Genomic DNA, 18,598 nt, shown 5'->3' on the forward strand with positions numbered 1-18,598 from the left:
AGTCACCGGATCAGCCTGTGGCGCACCGGGTTCCGTTGAGGGTGAAGGCGGTCGGGGCCGACGTGTCGCCGGTGTGGTTGGCCTGGAAGCCGAACGACACGGAGCCGCCGGGCGGCACGGATCCGTTGTAGCTCACGTTCTTCGCCGTCACCTGGCCGCTGCCCGGCGAGATCGCGGCGTTCCACGCGGAGGTGATCGTCTGCCCGCCGGCCAGGGTGAACGCCAGCGACCAGCCGTTGACCGGCCCGGTGCCGGTGTTGACGATCGTGATGTTCTCGGTCAGGCCGGTGTTCCACGCGTTCACGCTGTCCGTGACCGTGCACGTGGAGTTCGGTGGCGGAGACGACGTGGTCGTCGTTGTCGTTGTTGTTGTCGTCGTGGTCGTCGTGGTTGATCCGCCGAGGGCCGTGGCGGTGGAGTTGTAAGCCGGCTTGGGCTGATAGTTGTTGTCATACATGGTCGCCGCGCCCTGACCCGGGAACGTGCCCGGAATCCACGAGTCCGCGTCACCGACACCCCACTGCGACACCCCCGGGCAGCGCGTCACCGCCAAACAGTCATTGATCACCGTGGCGTAGTCGGTGGCCTGCTGCTGCAGACTGCCACTGCTGGCCGGCAACTGGACACGGTCATCCAACTCGGTCACCGCCACGTCCAGCCCCAACGCCGCGAACCGCTGCATGTTGGCCAACATCGACGACGGCACCTGCCCGACGATGAAATGCCCCTCCAGGCCGATACCACCCAACGGAACACCCTGAGCCAGCATCGACTGCGCCAGACTGTACAACGCGTTGCTCTTCGCGTTCTCACCCTCGATGTTGTAATCATTGATGTACAACACCGCGCTCGGATCCGCAGCATGCGCCGTGCGGATCGCGTCAGCCAGATAACCAGAGCCCATCGCGTTGTAGAACGCGTCCTGCCGCAAACTGCCGTCCTCGTTGAACGGCTCGTTGATCACATCCCAGGCATAGATCTTGCCCTTGTAATGACTCACCTCGGCCGTGATGTGCGACTCCATCACGCCCTGCACCTGGTTACGCGGCACACCGTTGACCCACCCCGGCAACTGACTGTGCCACACCAGATTGTGCCCACGCACCCGCATGTTGTGCGACTGCGCAAAGGAGACGATCGTGTCACCCGGACCGAAGTTGTAACTACCGTTGGACGGCTCGGTCGTGTCCCACTTCATCTCGTTGCCCGGAGTCACCATGTCGAACTGACCCGCGGCCAACGACGTGACCGTCGAGTTGTAGACCATGTTGCCGGTCAACTCGGTACCGATGTACTTGCCCTTGGCCTCGGCCAAGGTCTTCAACCCGGTGCTGGCCGCGCCGGCCTGGCTGGACACGCAGGCGAGCAGCAGCCCACCCACGGCCAGCGCGGCGGTGGCGGCCAGCGCGGCGCGGGCCCTGGCGGTGCTGGTAACGGACACAGTGGTCCCTTCTCATCTGGCGGGAATACGTGCTTACGGGGCGACGGCGCGGCCGGTCTGGGGCGAGATCCGGCCGGTGCACAGGCCGCGGGCGGCGAGCCCTTGTGCGATACGGGGAATCGCGGCGAGCGTGTTGGCCGGCCACTCGTGCATCAGGATGATCTGGCCGTTGGTCAGCCGGGCGTTGGCCTGCACGATCGCGTCGACGCTCGCGCCGTTCCAGTCCTGGGAGTCGACGTCCCAGATGATCTGCGTCAACCCGTACTTGGCCTCGACGGTCCGCACCGCCGCGTTGGTTTCGCCGTACGGCGGGCGGAACAGGTTCGGGGTGCCGCCGCCGGCCGCGGCGATCGCTTGCTGCGTACGGGAAATCTCCGAGTCGATCTGCGCCTGGCTCTCCTGGGTCAGGTGCGGGTGGGTGTAGCTGTGGTTGCCGATCCACATGCCGGCGGCGGCCTCGGCGCGGACCTGCGCCGGATAGGCGGCGGCGTACTGCCCCTCGTTGAACATCGTCGCCCGTAACCCGTTCTGCCGCAAGGCATTGAGCAGGGCCGGCGTATGGGCGGCGGACGGGCCGTCGTCGAAGGTGAGCCCGACATAGCCGTTGCACGTCGCGGCGTGCGAGATGCCCGCGGCCGGCGCCATCATGGCGGCGGCGGTCAGTCCCGCCGCGAGCAGCCGTGCGGTCGTGCGCATCTGCGGTGCTCCCTTCCCGCTCAGCTGACCGTGATGGACGAGTTGCCGCTGCTCTGGTAGCCCTCGGTGGCGAGGATCATGTAGTAGCGGAAGCTGCCCAGGTTCATGCCGTGGCTGGCCCACGCGTCGAAGTGGTTGCCGGTGGTGATCGTGCCGCCGGTGCGCCTGCTCTGCCGGACGCTCCAGTACTGGTTGAACGTCCGGGTTCCCTCCACCGACGGGGCGTTGTAGCGGGTGGTCTCGTAGATGTCGTACGTGCCGCCGTCGCTGCTGACCGTGCCCTTGTACGTGCCGGTCGGCCGGTAGCTGCCCCAGTTGTCGACGATGTAGTACTCGACCAGCGGGTTGGAGGTCCAGCCGTACAGCGACAGGTAGGCGTTGCCGGACGGGTTGAAGCTGCCCGAGTAGTGGACGCTGCGCCGCCCGCCGTTGCTCCACCCCTTGCCGGCGACGAAGTTGTTGCAGTTCGTCCACTGCGTGCGGTAGCTGCCGCCGGACGACAGCGTCATCGCCACCGAGCCGCCGCCGGCGGTCCAGAACGAGTAGTAGTACCCGTTGTTGGTGCCGGTCTGGTTGGTCGTGATCGTCGTGTCGGCGTGCGCCGTGGCCGGCAGCGCCACCGCCGAGGCCGCCAGCAGGGCGCCGGCGCTGAGGATGCCTCGGCGGCTGATGGTGAAGTCGGGAAGGTGCTCCATCTGTGTTGTTCCTCCTCGTCGAGGAAACCGTCTGGGTGTCGAACAGTGTCAGTCCGGTCGCACAGGGTGGCAACAACTTTCGATCGTGTTTCGGAAATTCGGCCGCTTCCAGGGGCCACGCCGACGAGGCCAGGACGCGCGGCGACGCAGCGCACTGCCGGCGTCGTGGCTGCGATCATGGGCAACGGCGAACGCACGTCCCCTTCGAAACTTTCGAAGTCCATCGCCCGGTGCGGCCGCAAAGTACGGCGCGCACCGGCACGCGTCAACGGCCCGTGTTCAGCCGGCGCAGCCCTGAGATCAGCGCCGGGTCGTGCGGCCCTGTTGCGCGGACCACCAGTTATGGCGGCCGTTGCCGGCGAAGACCGCGCTCGGCCGGCCGGCCGGACGTCAGGAGGTCTCGTGGTGAAAGTTTCTCGAATGCCGCCTTCGCGGGGCTGCGACAGGGCGAAGACGCTGCGCCCGATGTCCGGGGACTCGGCCACTGAGGGGAGTGCACACCCCGGCGTCGCTGGGTACCGTCGACTACGGTCGGTGAACCTGGGGAGGACGGTGTGGCGGCGGATCAAGCCGCGTTGTGCGCTCTCGGCGCATACCTGCGCAGGCTGCGGCTCCGGCGCGGTCTCTCCCTGCGTGGCATGGCCCGCCGGCTCGGCGCCACCGGCCACAGCGCCCTTGTCGACTTCGAGCACGGACGCCGGCTGCTTCCCGCCGACCTGCTCGCCTTGTACCGCAACGCCTTTCCGGACGACGCCGCGGAGCTGAGCCGACTGTGGGACGCCGTGCTCTCGGCCCGCGCGCAGGTTCCGCCGCCGGTCGGAACGGTCGCACAGCTGCCGGCCGACCTCGTGGACTTCGTCGACCGGGACACCGAACTGTCCCGGGTGCTGACGTGGATTCGGCAGGCGACGGCGGTCGTCACCGTCTCCGGCGAACCGGGCGTCGGCAAGTCGAGCTTCGCGTTGCACGTCGCGCACCGCGTCCGCGCCGACTACCCGGACGGCCAGCTCTACGTGGCGCTGCACGGCGCCGGGCGGCAACCGCTGCCGCCGGCCCAGGTGCTGGCGAAACTCCTTGTCCCGCTGGGCGTTCCGGACAACCGGCTGCCCGCGGACGTGGACGGCCGCGCGGCGCTGCTGCGCTCCGTGCTGGCCAGCCGGCGGGTGCTGATCGTGCTGGACGCCGCCGCCGACGAGACCCAGGTGCGACCGGCGCTGCCGGGACACGGCGAGTCGCTGGTCCTGATCACCTCGCGTGGCCCGTTGGCCGCGCTGGACGGCGCACGGCACGTCCGGCTCGGCGTGTTCGCGCCGGACGCCGCGTTGGAGCTGTTCCGGCGGGTCGCCGGAGCGGACCGAGTGGCGGCCGAGCTGCACGAGAGCCGGCAGATCGTCGCCCACTGCGGACACCTGCCCCTGGCCACCCGACTCGCGGCCGCCAGCATCGCCACCTGGCCGCGCGGGCAGCTGCGGGACTGGGCCGACGAACTGGCGGACCGGGCGACCCGCCTGGACCGGCTGCGGGTCGGCGACCGCGCCGTGAACACCGTGTTCGAGCTGAGCTATCAGGCGATGTCCGAGCCGGCGCGAACCCTGTTCCGGCGGGCCCCGTTGCTCCCAGGTCCGGACTTCGGTGCGCGGACCGCCGCCACGGCGTTCCCCGATGGTGGCGCGGACACGGCCCTCGCGGAGCTGACCCAGCGCGGCATGGTGCAGGCGTCCGACCGCGCCCGCCGGTACCGGATGCACGACCTGCTCAGGTTGTTCGCCGAGACGCGGCTCGATCTGGAGGAGGCGGCGGCCGACCGGGAATCCGTCGAACGGGCCGTGCTCGGCGACCTGCTCGGCACGGCCTTCGACGCGGGCGCGACGCTGGACCCGTCCGGATATGCCGTGCCCCGGCCGGAATCCAGGTTCGCCGACCGGGAGGCGGCTGTCCGCTGGCTGGACGCCGAGTACCGCTGTGTCGCGGCCGGCATGCGGCGCGCCGGCGAGCTCGGACTCACCGAGCTGGTGTTCCCGTTGCTGGTGGCGCTGCCGTGGTACTGGGACCTGCGCTGCCACTGGGACGAATGGCGGGACGTGAACACCTCGGCGCTCGAGCTGGCGGAGACCGTCGGCGACGGCCTGCACCAGGTCATCGCGCTGAACGGACTGTGCATCGCGTTGCGTTCGGTCGGCGACGTCACGGCGGCCATCGAGCACGGCCGGGCCGCGGTCCGGCTGGCCCGCCGAATCGAGCGTCCCGACGAGGAAGCCGGGGCCCTCGATCGCCTGGGGTGCGCGCTCGGCGACGTCGGCCAGCACGAGACCGCCGCCTCGCTGTTCGCGGACGCGATCCGGCTCAACGAGCAGGCGGGCGAGCGCTGGTCGCTGGCGACCACGCGGCGGCACCTCGGCGAGGCACTGCGCGCGTTGGGCCGGCTCGACCAGGCCGCGGCGGCGTTCGAACAGGCTGCCCGGGAGTTCGCCGAACTGGACGCGACCCGGTCGCAGGCGATGACGTACTGCGGGCACGCCGAGGTGATGCTCGACCGTGGCGCCCTTGACGAGGCCGCCGGCCTGTACCGGGACGCGATGGAGTCGTTCCGTGCGCACGACGACCACTGGGGCGTCGCCTACACACGGCTCGGCCTCGGCCGGGTGTTCGCCGCCGCCGGTCGGCGCGAGGACGCCGCCCGCGAACTCACCACCGCCGTCGACGCGTTCGCCGACCTGGGCGACAACAGCTATCAGGCCGCCGCGCTGCGGGCGCTCGCCGTGCTGTCCGACGCCTCCGCCTGAGGCGGTCCGGGACTGGTCCAGGGTCGGTCCAGACCGTGTCGACCACCCCGCGCGTCCTGCTTGTCTCGGATCGAACCCGTTCCGGCACGAGGAGGTTCGATGCGTATCCGATTACCACTGCTCGCCGCCGTCGTCGCGTTGGGCGCCGCGATGACCGCGGCCGCGCCGGCCGGCGCGGCCGGCGCCACGCAGCGCCACACGTACCTGCGGACGGTCAGCGGTTGGAACTACGTCTCCACCGAGGCCGGCTGGACCGACAGTCAGGGCCGGCACGCCAAGAACGTGCTGCGGGCCCGCGCGACCATCCCCGGCCCGTACGAGGGCTACGAGATCCGGCACCTGTCCGGCATGCCCGACGGCGCCGTCGCGCTCTGGTCGGACGTCGCCCAGGCCTATGTCAGCGCCGAGTTCTCCTGGACCGGCCGCGACCGGGGCGCCCTGCACGCCCGGCCCGGCCAGACCACCGTCGGCCCGTGGGAGACGTTCTACCAGGTGCAGATCGGCACCAGCGGCAACTACCCCGTCTTCACACTCAAGGCGAACGACTCCAGCGGCGGCAGCTACTACGTGTCCGCCGACCAGGGCCAGAACTACCCCGGTGACCTGCAGGGCGTGCTCCAGGCCAACCAGACCGTGGCCAAGGACGGCGAGCACTGGGCCGAGGGACCCGGTCCGCGCAACCTGATCACCGGCAACGACTATCCGTGGCGCTACGCCGCCTTCGACCCGGCCAAGAACCCGCCGAGCGACTTCGTCGACGCTCCGAACCGGGGCGGCTTCCAGTACGCCCGCGAGTGCGACTCGTTCGTCGCCTGGAAGATCTACGAGAACACCGGCGGCCGGCAGTACACGCAGACCGGCGGGCCCGGCGGCACGCCGACCGACTACCGCACCTACTCGGTGGACATCAACGGCGGCAACCCGGGCATGGGCCCGGACGCCAAGGACTGGGCCACCAACGCGACGCGCTACAACTCGAGCTTCTGGGTCGACCAGACGCCGACGCCCGGCGCGGTGGCGCAGTGGAACGCCAACTCCGGAGGCATGGCCGGCTTCGGCCACGTGGCCTACGTCGACAAGGTCAACCCCGACGGGTCGATCGTGGTCGAGAACTTCAACCTGACCGGGCACGGCGAGTACTCGGTGAACACGTTCAGCACCAAGAGCCCGACCGTGGTGGGGAACCTGACGTTCTACTGGCCGTCGAACTTCGTGCACATCAACCAGTTCCACTGACCGATTGGCGGGATCTCGCGTCGACCGGGGGGCGGCGCGAGATCCACTTTCCGCCGTCCGGCCACGTGACCCGTACGGTGGCGGTCAGGCCGGCTGGTAGCCCGAGCAGACGATGCGGATCGTGTCGATCCGGTTGTCCCGCGCGGTGTAGTACGCCTGCTGCTCGACCACCTGGTCGCCGGCCTGGAGCCGGTAGCCGACCTGGTCGCACTCGCCGACCCGGCCTACCGTCAGGTGCCGCAGCTCGATGCGGCCGCGGGCGGGGCCGAACCACGGACCGATGATGATCTTGTCGACCGCCTCGGCCGGATCGGTCGCCGCCCAGTGCCGCCCGGGCGTGAGCGCGAAGGCCCATTCCGAAATTGAAGCGCGGTGGTCATGCTGCTCCGCACAACGGTGCCCGCGCCGTCTCAGCCTGACGAAGTCGGCGATCCGGAGCCGGGCACCCACGGAGGGCTGGCATGAGGATCCCTCGGGAGTGGCGAACGCGGCTGCCGGGTCACGCCGTATCGGCGCGTGGCTGGGGCCGGTGCCTGGCGTCAGCCGGCCCTCGCGCAGGACGTGGCCCGTTTGGCGGAACCATGATCCGTGCAGCGTGATATGCATCTGCGCGTGACGATGGACGCGATCAAACTGCACTGCGTCAATCCCTGGGAGGAGTCCTTCCTGCGCGAGGAGGTGGGGGGCTACTTCGCCCACGGCGTCACGTGCGAACCAGGGACGACGGTGCTGGACGTGGGTGCCAACATCGGCGTCTTCTCCGCCACTGTCTACGAGCGATTGGACGGCGATGTGCGGATCTACGCCTTCGAACCGCTGCCGCCACTCCACACGACGCTGGAACGAAACGCTCGGGAGTTCTTCAACGGACGCCTGACCGCGCTGCCCTACGGACTGGCGGCAGGAGACGCTGAGCTCGACTTCAGTTACTTCCCGGCCGCCACGATCTTCTCGTCGTCCCGGCGGAACCAAGGGAATGTCGAGGCCGACCGAAAGCGGGTCACCGCCAGCATCGTCGAGATGATCCGCCAGGGCGGCCTGGGACCAGCACTGCGTCACGTGCCCGCCCCCGTCCTGCGCCTTCTCGTCGGTCGCCAGCTGCGCGTGATGCGCAAGCTGGAAACGCACCGGGTCTCGGTCCGGCCGCTGTCGGCCGTGCTCGACGAGCAGGGCATCGACCGCGTCGACCTGCTCAAGGTCGACGTCGAGGGCGCCGAACTCGATGTGCTGCGCGGCGTCGAGGAACGGCACTGGCCGCTCATCCGGCAGGCCGTCGTCGAGGTCGAAGGCTGGCGGCACAACCGCGACGCGATCTGCCAGGTCTTCAGCACGCATGGCTTCACGGTCAACGCCGAGCAGGGCCCGGTGCAGCAGGCCGCTGACATCGGGATGGTGTTCGCCGTCCGCTAGCCGCGGGCCGGGATCACCGTGACGACAAAGACATCGCGTCGATCACTGTAACTTTCATCAGCCACTGCTGCCCTGGCAGGCACATCATCGACCGCCCGGACGACCGACATGGCCCGCTACCGGCGATGATGGCCCGGGCTCGCACGAACGTCGGCCGTCGAACCGCCGGAGGTTCCGCCGGCCGGCGCACTTCCGCTTCGAGACGTTTTGGCGGCGGCACACGCTGGAAGTACCCTCCTCCGCAGGCACCCTGCTTCACTCGAAACCATCGGTGTCCGGGCTCCCCGCCGTGCCGGCCCGGGAATGCGCTCACCGGTCAGACGCAGCACCCATGGGGCGCAACGACTTGGTGTGCGCACGCCACTGTCCGTTGCGACCGCCCTGCCGAAAACCACTTGGTACCACTCAGGTTTCGCGTCGACGCGGCCATGCTCGGCGCGCCGCTCCTGACGGGAACACAGACGCTTGAACTTGTGCGGCCGGGCAAAGGCGTTTCCTGGCCAGGCCGCTTACTGGAGGAGGTCGTTATGTTCCGGCGATTTCTCCGCGTGGTGGCGGTCGGCGTGCTGCTGGCCGCCGTTGCCGTCGTGGCTCCCGCCGCGGCCGCCACCGCCGGGGCGGCCGCGCCCACGCGGATCATGGCACTGGGCGATTCCATCACCGGTTCGCCCGGCTGTTGGCGGGCCCTGCTGTGGAAACACTTGCAGGACACCGGTCACACCAACATCGACTTCGTCGGCACGCTGCCGGCCCCGGGCTGCGGATTCAGCTACGACGGCGAGAACGAGGGCCATGGCGGGTTCCTGGCGACCGGGATCGTCCGGGACAACCAGCTTCCCGGGTGGTTGTCGGCGACGCGCCCGGACATCGTGCTGATGCATCTGGGCACCAACGACGTGTGGAACAACATTCCGGCGACCACGATCCTGGACGCCTACACCACGCTGCTCAGCCAGATGCGGGCCAGCAACCCGGCGACCAAGCTCGTCGTCGCCAAGATCATCCCGATGAACCCGTCCGGCTGCTCCGCGTGCGGCCAGCGGGTGGTCGACCTGAACAACGCCATCCCCGGATGGGCGCAGGCGCACAGCACGGCCGCGTCTCCGATCACCGTGGTCGACCAGTGGACCGGGTTCGACACCGCCACCGACACCAGTGACGGGGTGCACCCGAACAGCACCACCGGCATCCAGAAGATGGAGGCCCGCTGGTACCCCGCCCTCGTCGCGGCCCTGCCGGGCGACGGTCCGACCCCGGCGGCGGGTCTGCACGTCGACGGCACCCGGATCGTCGAAGGCAACGGCGCCACGTTCGTGATGCGCGGGGTGAACCACGCCTACGTGTGGTACCCGAGCCAGAACAGCTCGTTCGCGAACATCAAGTCCTTCGGCGCCAACACCGTGCGAGTGGTGCTCGGCAGCGGTCAGCGGTGGGGACCGACCTCGGCCGCCGAGGTCTCGAACATCATCTCGCTGTGCAAGCAGAACCGGCTGATCTGCGTGCTGGAAGCGCACGACACCACCGGGTACGGCGAGCAGAGCGGCGCCGCGACCCTGGACCAAGCGGCCAGCTACTGGATCAGCGTCGCCAGTGCCCTGAAGGGCCAGGAGAACTACGTCGTCATCAACCTGGGCAACGAGCCGTTCGGCAACAACCAGCAGGTGAGCGCGACCTGGGCCAGCGCGACGAGCAACGCGGTCGCCCGGTTGCGCGCCGCCGGGTTGCAGCACCTGCTGATGGCCGACGCACCGATGTGGGGCCAGGACTGGCAGAACATCATGCGTGACGGCGCGGCCTCGGTGCTCAGCGCCGATCCGCTGCACAACACGGTCTTCTCCATCCACATGTACGGCGTCTACGACACCGCCGCGGAGATCAACGCGTACTTCGACGCGTTCCAGACCGCCGGGCTGCCGCTCGTGGTCGGCGAGTTCGGGAGCATGCACACCGACGGCAACCCGGACGAGGACACGATCATGGCGCAGGCGCAGGCCCGTGGCCTCGGCTACATCGGCTGGTCGTGGAGCGGCAACAGCAGCGACGTCGCGTACCTCGACATGACCAACGGCTTCGACCCGGCCAGCCTCACCCCGTGGGGCGAGCGGTTCCTCAACGGCCCCAACGGGGTCAAGCAGACCTCGAAGGAAGCCACCGTCTACGGTGGCGGGAGCGGCGAAGACACCCAGCCACCGTCCACACCGGACACACCGACCGTGTCCGCGGTGACGTCCACCAGCGTGAAGCTGACCTGGACCGCGTCGACCGACAACGTCGGCGTGACCGGATACGACATCCTCCGGGCACCCGGCGCCAGCGGTGGAACCTTCAGCCCGGTCGGCTCGTCCGCGACGACCACGTTCACCGACACGGGGTTGTCCGCGTCGACCACGTACCGCTACCAGGTACGAGCCCATGACGCGGCCGGCAATTCCTCGGGCAGCTCCGGGACCGCGACCGCGACGACCAGCGCGGGCGGCGGCACCGGGACGTGCAAGGTGACCTACTCCGCGTCCAACTGGGGCGGTGGCAACGGGTTCACCGCCAACGTGACCATCACCAACACGGGCACGAGCACGGTCAACGGCTGGACTCTGGCCTTCAGCTACGCCGCAGGTCAGCAGATCACCATGCCAGGTTGGGGCGCGACGTACACCCAGTCCGGCGGCAACGTGACGGCCACCAACCTGACCTGGAACGGCACGTTGGCGCCGAACGCCTCAACCGGTATCGGCTTCAACGGCACGTTCAGCGGCTCCAATCCGGCACCGTCCTCGTTCAGTCTCAACGGAAGCACCTGCACGACCGCGTGAGAAGAACTCCCGACGCGGAGACGGATCCCGGCGCCGACCACCGTCCAGGTCGTCGGCGCCGGCTCCGGCGTGCACGCGGGCGGAAGGTCGGCCCGACGCCACCCGTGTTTGTGTGGCGTCAGGCCGGGAAGCCGGTGGCGACCGTGACCGACGAACGCGTGGGCTGGAGCGGAGACCGAGAATGGCCAGCACAGCAGACCGGGCCAGTGCCGAGGTGACGCCGGCGAGCCTGCGACTGCCGGGGATCGTGCTCGGAGTGGGGCTGGGCGGGTTCGTCGACGGCATCCTGCTGCACCAGATCCTGCAGTGGCACCACATGCTGACCAGCACGAACACCGACAACATCGGTGTGCCGTACTACGACCCCGACACCGTTCCCGGCCTGCGGATGAACACGGTGTGGGACGGCGTCTTCCACACCGTGTGCTGGCTGGCCGTCCTGCTGGGCCTGGCCATCCTCTACAACCGCGTCACCCGCGACCGCCGCCGCGTGTGGACCTCCCGCGTCCTGTGGGGCTGGATCCTGGCCGGCTGGGGGCTGTTCAACCTCGTCGAAGGCATCCTCGACCACCACATCCTGGGCATCCACCACGTCCGCGGCGGCCCTTACCAGCTCTGGTGGGACATCGGCTTTCTCGTCCTGGGCGCCCTGCTGCTCGTCGGCGGCCACCTGCTCCAGCGCAGCGGACGCGCCGTCGATCCCGGCGGCCAGGTGGCAGGACGACCCGACTGATGGACATGCCCCAGCACGCCCATACGGCCGGCAACGACATCCTCTCGGCACTGCTGCCCGCGCTCGTCCTGTTCGCCTGCGCCGCCGGCTACCTGCACCTGGCCAGGCGCGCCCACCGTCGTAACCCGGCACTGGGCTGGAGCCGATGGCGAACGGCCAGCTTCACCCTCGGCCTCGTCCTGCTGGCCGTCGCACTGTTGCCGCCCGTCGCACCATGGGCCCACATCGACTTTCGCGGTCACATGGCCCAGCACCTGCTGATCGGCATGTACGCGCCACTGGCACTTGTGCTCGGTGCACCCGTCACCCTCGCACTACGGGCTGTGTCCACCCGCCGCGGCCGGCAGTTCACCGCTCTCCTGCACAGCCGTCCGGCTCGACTGCTGGCACATCCCGCCATTGCGCTGCTGTTGTCGACCGGCAGCCTCGCGGTGCTCTACTTCAGCCCGCTCCACGAAACGATCACCAGCCAGCCGGCCGGGCACTGGCTGCTGCACGCCCACTTCCTGTTCTCCGGCTGCCTGTTCGCCTACGTCATCGCCGGGCCCGACCCCGCCCCCGCACGACCCGGCGTCCGGACCAGGCTGGTCTACCTCGGCTGCGCCATCGCAGCGCACGCGGCGATCTCACAGTTGATGTACGGGGGATACTGGATCGACATCCACGCCCCCGCCGCCCAGATCCGGGGAGCCGCGGAGATCATGTACTACGGCGGCGACATCGCCGAACTGCTCCTCGCCGCCGCTCTCGTCGCGACCTGGCGCCCCGAGCACACGTCCGGCCCGTCACGGTTTCCGCGCCACCGCGGCCAGCATCGAGTCGTGCCACAGGGTGTCGTCCACCACGCGCACCGATTCCGGGCGCCAGAACGACGTGTAGACCAGCCCGGGGTCGAGCACCTCCAGGTCGTCGAGCAGCGCCGCGATCCACTCCCGGGACCGGGCGGTCGCGGCGCTGGTCAGTGACTTGGTCATCTCGAGGACGGCACCGAACTCGAGCAGGTCCCGCTGGCGCCGGTCGAGGGTGGCGTGCGAGATCACGACGTGGCTGCCGGGGGCGAGCAGGGACTTGTAGTGGGCCACCATGGCGGCCGTCTCGTCGGCGTCCGGCAGGTAGTACAGCGACGCGGTCATCAGCAGGCCGATCGGTTCGTCGAAGTTCAGCAGCTGACGGGTGACCGGGGCCCTGAGCACGGCGCCGACGTGTCGCATGTCGGCCTCCACGATGCCCACGCCCGCCACCCCGCCGAGGGTCAGCGTGCTGTGTGCGACCGCGACTTCCTCGTTGTCGACGTAGACCACACGGCTGTCGGGCTGTACCCGCCGGGCCATCTGGTGCACGCTCTCGCCGGTCGGGATGCCCGAGCCGAGATCGAGGTACTGGCGGACACCGGCCTCGGCGCAGGTGATCACCGCCCGCCGCAGGAACGCCCGGTTGGACCGGGCGGCGGCCCGCAACCAGGGCATCTGCTCGATGGCCCGCTCGGCCCAGTCCCGGTCGACCGCGAAGTTGCAGGCGCCGCCGATGAGGTAGTCGTACACCCTGGACGGGCTCGGCCTGCTCAGGTCGACCACCCAGGGGATGGGTCTCGACGCGTTCTCACCCACAAAACCACCTCTCCGAGGTGGGCGACCGTACCGGACGCCGACGCCGACGGTGATCGGCACCACCCGTTCGGCGGCAGCGAATACCCTTTCAGGGTAAGGAAGTCAGCCGGTCAGGCCGTTACCGGCCACGCTGCGTTTCACACGATCGTGTCGAACCGGTGTCACCGGGTCCGAGCGGGGATAGCGTCCCTGGCCGCCAACGCTTCCCCACCGCCAGGAGGCCCCTTCCCGATGAGACTGAGACCCTTGGCCGCTCTCGCGGCATCGCTCGTCGCCGGCTGCGCGCTGCTCGCCGCCGCGCCCACCGCATCCGCCGACCCCGCCCGCTGCTCCGAATACACCCTGCCGGTGTCCACCAACCTGCTGCTCCCGCTGAGCATGCACGGGCAGTTGTGCCTGCCGGCGGGCGCCGTCTCCCCCACGGTCCAACTGCTGCTGCACGGCGCCACGTACAACCGGATGTACTGGGACCTGCCCTACCAGCCCGCCAACTACTCGTACCAACGGGACATGGCCGCCAACGGGCTGGCCACCTTCGCCGTCGACGAGATCGGCATCGGGCAGAGCAGCCGGCCGTTGAGCGCCGTCATCACCGGCGCCATGCAGGCCGCCGCCGTGCACACGGTCGTGGGCGACCTCCGCGCCGGTGCCGTCGGCGGCATCGCCTTCAGCAAGGTCGTGCTCGTCGGCCACTCCGCCGGCTCGGCCATCTCGATCATCGAGGCGGCCACTTACCACGACGTCGACGGCGTGCTGCTGACCGGGATGACCCACCTGCCCGACGCCCCCGTCGTGATCGAGGACGTCGCCCTCGGCCTGCACCCGGTGACGCTGGACCCGCAACTGGCCTCGCGCGGCGGCGATCCCGGCTACCTGACCACCGTGCCCGGCAGTCGCGGCACGATGTACTACTCCGCCGGCGACCTCGACCCGCTCGCCGTCGCCGCCGACGAGACGTACGCCAAGGACCAGGTCTCCGCGAGCAGCCTGCTCGACATCGTCGGGGTGGGCCTGGCGAGCCCGATCTCGCTGAACATCACCGCGCCGGTGCTCCTCGTCGACGGCACCAACGACACCGGCTTCTGCGGGCTGCTCCGCAACTGTGCCTACGCCGGCACGCTGCAGGACGAGGAGGCGCCGTACTTCGGCCCCGCCGCCCACCTGACGACCTACGTGCTCGCCGGCGCCGGACACTCGGTCGCACTCGCCGCCAACGCCTCGCTGTACCGCGACGCCAGTCGCGCCTGGCTGAGCCAGTACGTCGGGATCTGAGCGCACGAGGGCCCGGCGCACCGGCCGGGCCCTTATGCGCGCGTCGACTCGGACGTCCAGGCGGCCAAGCCGGGCGATCATGACGAGCGGGTCATTCCGCGCGAACACTGTCTGACGAGACACCATTGCGTCCCCTGGCGGATGGCCACGCGGTTGAAAGAACGCGTCGGACACGCAGACTCGAATGCGTACGACGAAAAGCCGCACGTCACCAGGAGTGGACCGTGATGGAAAAAAGGCTCCGTCGACCCTCCCCGCTACGCATCATCGACCAACTGTCCAGCGGCCCGCTCGAAATTCGAACAAGGGACCGCATCCGACGGACCACGGTCGATGTGGCGCCGACCGCGACCCGGTTCCGATTACTGGAGATGAACCGCCGGCGAGTTCAGGTCTTCTCCGTGGACGGCGGTCCCGGCGGCACGGACGACCTGCGCTCCTCCTGCCCGCGGCAGGTGCGGCGGTGAACCCGTGCGGACAGCTGCCGCAGCCCCATTTCACCTGGCAGCCCGCCGCGCTGCGGAGGCACTGCTATCTCGCGGATCATCCCGCCTGGCCGGGCACCGAGCTGCCGGCGCTGTGCGGCGTGGTCATCGTCAGCCGTCGAGCCGACCGGGACGAGTGGTGGTGGCCGACGTGTCCGCACTGCTATGACGAGGCCCGGCGGATCCAGCTTCGCTGGGCCGGGTGACGGCCGGTCCTGGTAACCGGAGTTGCCGAGGCACGCGCAGAAACACCCGCGCAGGCCACATCGTACTCGGGACGACAGTGTCTATTCCGGCCCGACGACTTCACCACGACCATGGGGAACCCGGCACTCGTACACCAATGGTTCTCACAGGGACGATGTTCGCGCGCCGCATTCGGTGTACAGAACTGCCGAGGGAAATACCGCGCGCGGACCTGGGGCCGGATCTCGGGGAGGACGCGGGTGGACGAACTGGCGGGGAATCGGCTGGCGCGGGTGGCGCCGGATGTGTCCGGCGGCCGGCACGTCACACCGAGAAATGTGCCGCTCGCGCTGGCCAACGCGCGATTCGCCGTGCGCGCGCTCGGCGGCGCGCGGCGGGAGGAGTGGTCCGTCGTGTCGACGCTCGCGGACCAGTTGTGCGCCCGGCAATTCCGCGCCGGCGAGGACCTGTGCTCGCCCGGACAGTGGCCGCCAGGCATATGGATCGTCCAGGACGGCATCGCGGAGGTCGCCGTCGGCGCCAACGGCAACCGGTGTGTGGTGCAGACGTTGTGCCGCGGGGACGCGTTCGGCCTGGCTCCGCTGATGTCGGGCCGCCGGACGCCGTGCCGCGTGCACGCCACCACCCATGTGTCCGCGTTGTTGTGGCCGGCGCACGAGTTTCTCGTTCAGCTGGAGCGGAATCCCGCGCTGGCCCGAATGTTGCTGCACGGTCTGGCCAACCGCATAGTCGACGGGCGAGTTCGGCTGTCGACCGTGCTGGCCAGCAGCTTGGAGGTGCGTGCGGCGCGCATACTGCTGTTGGAGGAACGCGACGGCGTGGTGCCGGTTTCGCAGGCGACGTTGGCGTCGATGATCGGCGCGTCGCGGCCGGCGCTCAACCGCGTGCTGCGGGACTTCCAGCGGGACCGGACGATCGAGCTTCAGTACCGCAGGATCAAACTCCTCGACCACGACCGGCTCGACGACCTGGCCCAGTCCACGACGGCGCCCGCACAGCACGAGCTGTCGCGCGGGCCGCGGATACGCCAGCTCCACACGGGTTGCTGACGCCGCGCCCGGCAGGGTGGCTCGGTCAACCCCTTCCCTGCGTGGGTGCGGAATGGACAGCTACTTCGGTTCCGCACGGCGGCGGCTGTCGAGCACGCCGACCGGTTCGTCCTGATAGGGCTGGGCGAGCCGGACCAGGGCGGCGCGGTCGAGGATCCGGATCGCCCGGTAGGACAGCTCGATGACGCCGGCCGTCCGGAGTCCGCGCAGGATGCGGTTGAGCGCCGGCCGGGAGGCGCCGATCATCGACGCGACGACGTCCTGCGGCAACGCGACAACATCGTCCCGCGCCTCGATCAGCAGCATGCGCGCCGCGCGGACCTCGAGGCTGCTGACCGCGACCGAGGCGAGCCGGACCCACCCGCTGGTCACGCGCCTGCTCAGCGTGGGCAGCAGCATCCGGGCCAGCGCCGGGTGCCGGTGCAGCGTGCCGAAGAACAGGCCGGCCGGCCATTCCAGGACCGACACGGTGTCCACCGCCTGGGCCTGGCACGGCAGAACCTGCCGGCCGAGCAGCTGAACCATGCCGACGACCTCGCCGGCGCCGGCGGTCTGCACGACCCGGCGGCGCGCGCCCCGCCCGAGGGCCACCTCGACCAGGCCGTGCTGGATGATCCAGACCGCCGACGGCGGCCGGTCCGCCTGCCACAGCTTCTCGCCGGGCCGCAGCGACCGCAGCGACAACTGGGCGGCCAGCGTCGACAGCACGCCGAAGTCGATGTCGCCCGAGTTCTCGGGGGTCTCGCCGCCGGACAGGCAACAAGCCGCGAATCGTGCCTTCTCCAGCCCGGCGCGGCGATGCTCGGGCCTGGCGTCGTCCATCTGTCGCTCCCCTCCAGCTGCTGCCGACAGGGACGGGACACCGGTCGACGAGCGTCACGACGCGATATGCAGGATGCAACTTGCCAGACGACAGCGCGGGGCAGTAGACAAGGCCGATCGATGCCACCCTATCGGGCGATACGAGTCACCCCCGAACGGCGCAGTGCGGGTTGATTCCTCCGTACCCACGCGGACATCGCCTGCACGAGCATTCGCCGCAACGGACCGAAGACTGACCCCGGCGCGACGGCGGCCCCTCGGCGGTGCGGGCATACCGCGCGGTCCGGGACGCCTCGACGTCACGTCATCAGGCTCGGCGTGAACCGCCCGCCGCCGTGGGAGCGTTCTCCTCGGCCTCGAGCTCTGCCCTGGCCTTCCGCAGCTCGTCACGAGCCTCGTCACTCACGCTCGGGTACTGCGGATCAAGTTCCATCAACGTGTGCGCCAGCACCGCACCGGCGCACAGGCGGGCGAACCACTTCCGGTCCGCCGGGATCACGTGCCACGGCGCCCACGGAGTGCTCGTCGCCGACAGCATCTCGGAGAACGCGCGCTGGTAGTCCTTCCAGAACCGCCGTTCCCGGATGTCGGCGGCGGAGAACTTCCAGTTCCGCTCGGGCACGTCGATCCGCTTGAGGAACCGCGCGCGCTGTTCCTCCCACGACAGGTTGAGAAAGAGCTTCACCACGACGATCCCGTTGTCGGTCAGGTACCGCTCCCAGTCGTTGATCTCGCGGTACCGCCGGGCCCAGATGTCCTTGCCCCGGGACGCGTCGGGCAGGCGCTGCCGGTCCAGGTTCTCCGGGTGCACCCGGACCACGAGAACCTCCTCGTAGTGCGACCGGTTGAAGATCCCGATCTCACCGCGGGCGGGCAGCCGACGCGCGTAGCGCCACAGGTAGTCGTGATCGAGCTCCTCGGCCGAGGGGACCTTGAAGCTGCTCACCTTCACGCCCTGCGGGTTGACCCCGCTCATCACGTGCCGGATCGTGCCGTCCTTGCCACCGGCATCGAGCGCCTGCAGGCACACCAGCACCCCACGGGTCTTCTCCGCGGCCAACCTGCGCTGGTACTCGGCGAGCAGGTCGACCCCGGCCGCCAACAGCTCCCGGCCCTCCCGCTTCTTCGTCACCCCGGCCTTGAAGGCCGGGTCGAAGTCCCGGGCCAGCCTGACCTTCGAACCCGGCTCGACCCGCAGTGGCTCGATGAAGTCCGCCGTCCACCTGGCCCGCACCTCGTTCACTCGACGCCTCCCTCGGTGCCGGCCCCGGGACGAGGCTCGGTGGATCGTCCCCGCGATGATGTCCACGTCCTGGCCACCATCGCAACCGCGGCCCGTCCGGGACGACCAT

At 69.7% G+C, this 18,598-nt stretch carries 15 protein-coding genes and 1 pseudogene; 9 read left to right on the top strand and 7 right to left on the bottom strand.

Annotated elements, in window-relative coordinates; translation table 11 throughout:
- Nucleotides 1–10: 10 nt before the first annotated feature.
- The 3 genes from BJ998_RS45435 to xynA are packed head-to-tail and all read right to left on the bottom strand — an operon-like array spanning nucleotide 11 to nucleotide 2,832.
- Nucleotides 11–1,441 (bottom strand): endo-1,4-beta-xylanase, encoded by a 1,431-nt coding sequence (locus BJ998_RS45435; RefSeq protein ID WP_184870418.1) that lies wholly within the window; start codon nucleotides 1,439–1,441, stop codon nucleotides 11–13.
- 33 nt (nucleotides 1,442–1,474) lie between these two features.
- Nucleotides 1,475–2,137, bottom strand: coding sequence for a polysaccharide deacetylase family protein (locus tag BJ998_RS45440; protein WP_184870419.1), 663 nt, complete (start codon nucleotides 2,135–2,137; stop codon nucleotides 1,475–1,477).
- A 20-nt stretch (nucleotides 2,138–2,157) separates the two neighbouring features.
- A complete protein-coding gene (xynA, locus tag BJ998_RS45445) occupies nucleotides 2,158–2,832 on the bottom strand; it encodes an endo-1,4-beta-xylanase XynA (protein WP_184870420.1) in 675 nt (224 codons plus the stop codon).
- 554 nt (nucleotides 2,833–3,386) lie between these two features.
- Here xynA and BJ998_RS45450 point away from each other — a divergent pair.
- On the top strand, nucleotides 3,387–5,615 hold the full coding sequence (locus BJ998_RS45450; RefSeq protein ID WP_184870421.1) for an ATP-binding protein: 2,229 nt from the start codon (nucleotides 3,387–3,389) through the stop codon (nucleotides 5,613–5,615).
- 99 nt (nucleotides 5,616–5,714) lie between these two features.
- Entirely contained in the window at nucleotides 5,715–6,851 is a 1,137-nt protein-coding gene (locus tag BJ998_RS45455; protein ID WP_184870422.1) for a CHAP domain-containing protein, read from the top strand.
- Between the two features lie 84 nt (nucleotides 6,852–6,935).
- Here BJ998_RS45455 and BJ998_RS45460 read toward each other — a convergent pair whose 3' ends face one another.
- Complete coding sequence (locus tag BJ998_RS45460) at nucleotides 6,936–7,490, bottom strand: hypothetical protein (RefSeq protein ID WP_184870423.1); 555 nt, start codon at nucleotides 7,488–7,490, stop codon at nucleotides 6,936–6,938.
- Between BJ998_RS45460 and BJ998_RS45465 the strand changes: the two genes are divergently transcribed.
- The 4 genes and pseudogenes from BJ998_RS45465 to BJ998_RS45480 form a co-directional block, all read left to right on the top strand.
- On the top strand, nucleotides 7,470–8,261 hold the full coding sequence (locus BJ998_RS45465) for an FkbM family methyltransferase (RefSeq protein WP_246490238.1): 792 nt from the start codon (nucleotides 7,470–7,472) through the stop codon (nucleotides 8,259–8,261). The genes BJ998_RS45460 and BJ998_RS45465 overlap by 21 nt on opposite strands.
- Nucleotides 8,262–8,788: 527 nt before the next feature.
- On the top strand, nucleotides 8,789–11,071 hold the full coding sequence (locus BJ998_RS45470) for a cellulase family glycosylhydrolase (protein WP_184870425.1): 2,283 nt from the start codon (nucleotides 8,789–8,791) through the stop codon (nucleotides 11,069–11,071).
- Nucleotides 11,072–11,252: 181 nt separating this feature from the next.
- Nucleotides 11,253–11,804: a DUF2243 domain-containing protein gene (locus BJ998_RS45475; protein WP_184870426.1), complete on the top strand. Its 552-nt coding sequence runs from the start codon at nucleotides 11,253–11,255 to the stop codon at nucleotides 11,802–11,804.
- A gap of 5 nt (nucleotides 11,805–11,809) precedes the next feature.
- Nucleotides 11,810–12,556, top strand: a pseudogene (locus BJ998_RS45480) (cytochrome c oxidase assembly protein); the annotation flags it as partial.
- Between the two features lie 33 nt (nucleotides 12,557–12,589).
- On the opposite strand, the gene BJ998_RS48365 reads toward BJ998_RS45480, so the two are convergent.
- Nucleotides 12,590–13,411: an SAM-dependent methyltransferase gene (locus tag BJ998_RS48365; protein WP_312890701.1), complete on the bottom strand. Its 822-nt coding sequence runs from the start codon at nucleotides 13,409–13,411 to the stop codon at nucleotides 12,590–12,592.
- Between the two features lie 231 nt (nucleotides 13,412–13,642).
- Between BJ998_RS48365 and BJ998_RS45485 the strand changes: the two genes are divergently transcribed.
- The 3 genes from BJ998_RS45485 to BJ998_RS45495 all read left to right on the top strand — a co-directional run bounded on the left by BJ998_RS45485 (nucleotide 13,643) and on the right by BJ998_RS45495 (nucleotide 16,424).
- A complete protein-coding gene (locus BJ998_RS45485) occupies nucleotides 13,643–14,683 on the top strand; it encodes an alpha/beta hydrolase (RefSeq protein WP_184870428.1) in 1,041 nt (346 codons plus the stop codon).
- A 463-nt stretch (nucleotides 14,684–15,146) separates the two neighbouring features.
- The gene (locus BJ998_RS45490) at nucleotides 15,147–15,374 is read left to right on the top strand and encodes an HC3 family zinc finger protein (RefSeq protein WP_184870429.1); all 228 of its coding nucleotides are present in this window, start codon (nucleotides 15,147–15,149) and stop codon (nucleotides 15,372–15,374) included.
- 240 nt (nucleotides 15,375–15,614) lie between these two features.
- Entirely contained in the window at nucleotides 15,615–16,424 is an 810-nt protein-coding gene (locus BJ998_RS45495; RefSeq protein ID WP_184870430.1) for a Crp/Fnr family transcriptional regulator, read from the top strand.
- 60 nt (nucleotides 16,425–16,484) lie between these two features.
- Here BJ998_RS45495 and BJ998_RS45500 read toward each other — a convergent pair whose 3' ends face one another.
- Together BJ998_RS45500 and BJ998_RS45505 are read right to left on the bottom strand one after the other, a co-directional pair.
- A complete protein-coding gene (locus BJ998_RS45500; RefSeq protein ID WP_184870431.1) occupies nucleotides 16,485–17,246 on the bottom strand; it encodes a Crp/Fnr family transcriptional regulator in 762 nt (253 codons plus the stop codon).
- Between the two features lie 307 nt (nucleotides 17,247–17,553).
- Entirely contained in the window at nucleotides 17,554–18,489 is a 936-nt protein-coding gene (locus BJ998_RS45505; protein ID WP_184870432.1) for a polyphosphate kinase 2 family protein, read from the bottom strand.
- Nucleotides 18,490–18,598 lie beyond the last annotated feature (109 nt).

Source organism: Kutzneria kofuensis (assembly GCF_014203355.1).
GTDB classification, from domain to species: domain Bacteria; phylum Actinomycetota; class Actinomycetes; order Mycobacteriales; family Pseudonocardiaceae; genus Kutzneria; species Kutzneria kofuensis.

Coding starts and splice junctions, on each gene's coding strand:
- BJ998_RS45440 (WP_184870419.1), bottom strand. CDS start 2,137: ATGCGCACGACCGCACGGCTGCTCGCGGCGGGACTGACCGCCGCCGCC.
- xynA (WP_184870420.1), bottom strand. CDS start 2,832: ATGGAGCACCTTCCCGACTTCACCATCAGCCGCCGAGGCATCCTCAGC.
- BJ998_RS45455 (WP_184870422.1), top strand. CDS start 5,715: ATGCGTATCCGATTACCACTGCTCGCCGCCGTCGTCGCGTTGGGCGCC.
- BJ998_RS45465 (WP_246490238.1), top strand. CDS start 7,470: ATGGACGCGATCAAACTGCACTGCGTCAATCCCTGGGAGGAGTCCTTC.
- BJ998_RS45470 (WP_184870425.1), top strand. CDS start 8,789: ATGTTCCGGCGATTTCTCCGCGTGGTGGCGGTCGGCGTGCTGCTGGCC.
- BJ998_RS45475 (WP_184870426.1), top strand. CDS start 11,253: ATGGCCAGCACAGCAGACCGGGCCAGTGCCGAGGTGACGCCGGCGAGC.
- BJ998_RS45485 (WP_184870428.1), top strand. CDS start 13,643: ATGAGACTGAGACCCTTGGCCGCTCTCGCGGCATCGCTCGTCGCCGGC.
- BJ998_RS45500 (WP_184870431.1), bottom strand. CDS start 17,246: ATGGACGACGCCAGGCCCGAGCATCGCCGCGCCGGGCTGGAGAAGGCA.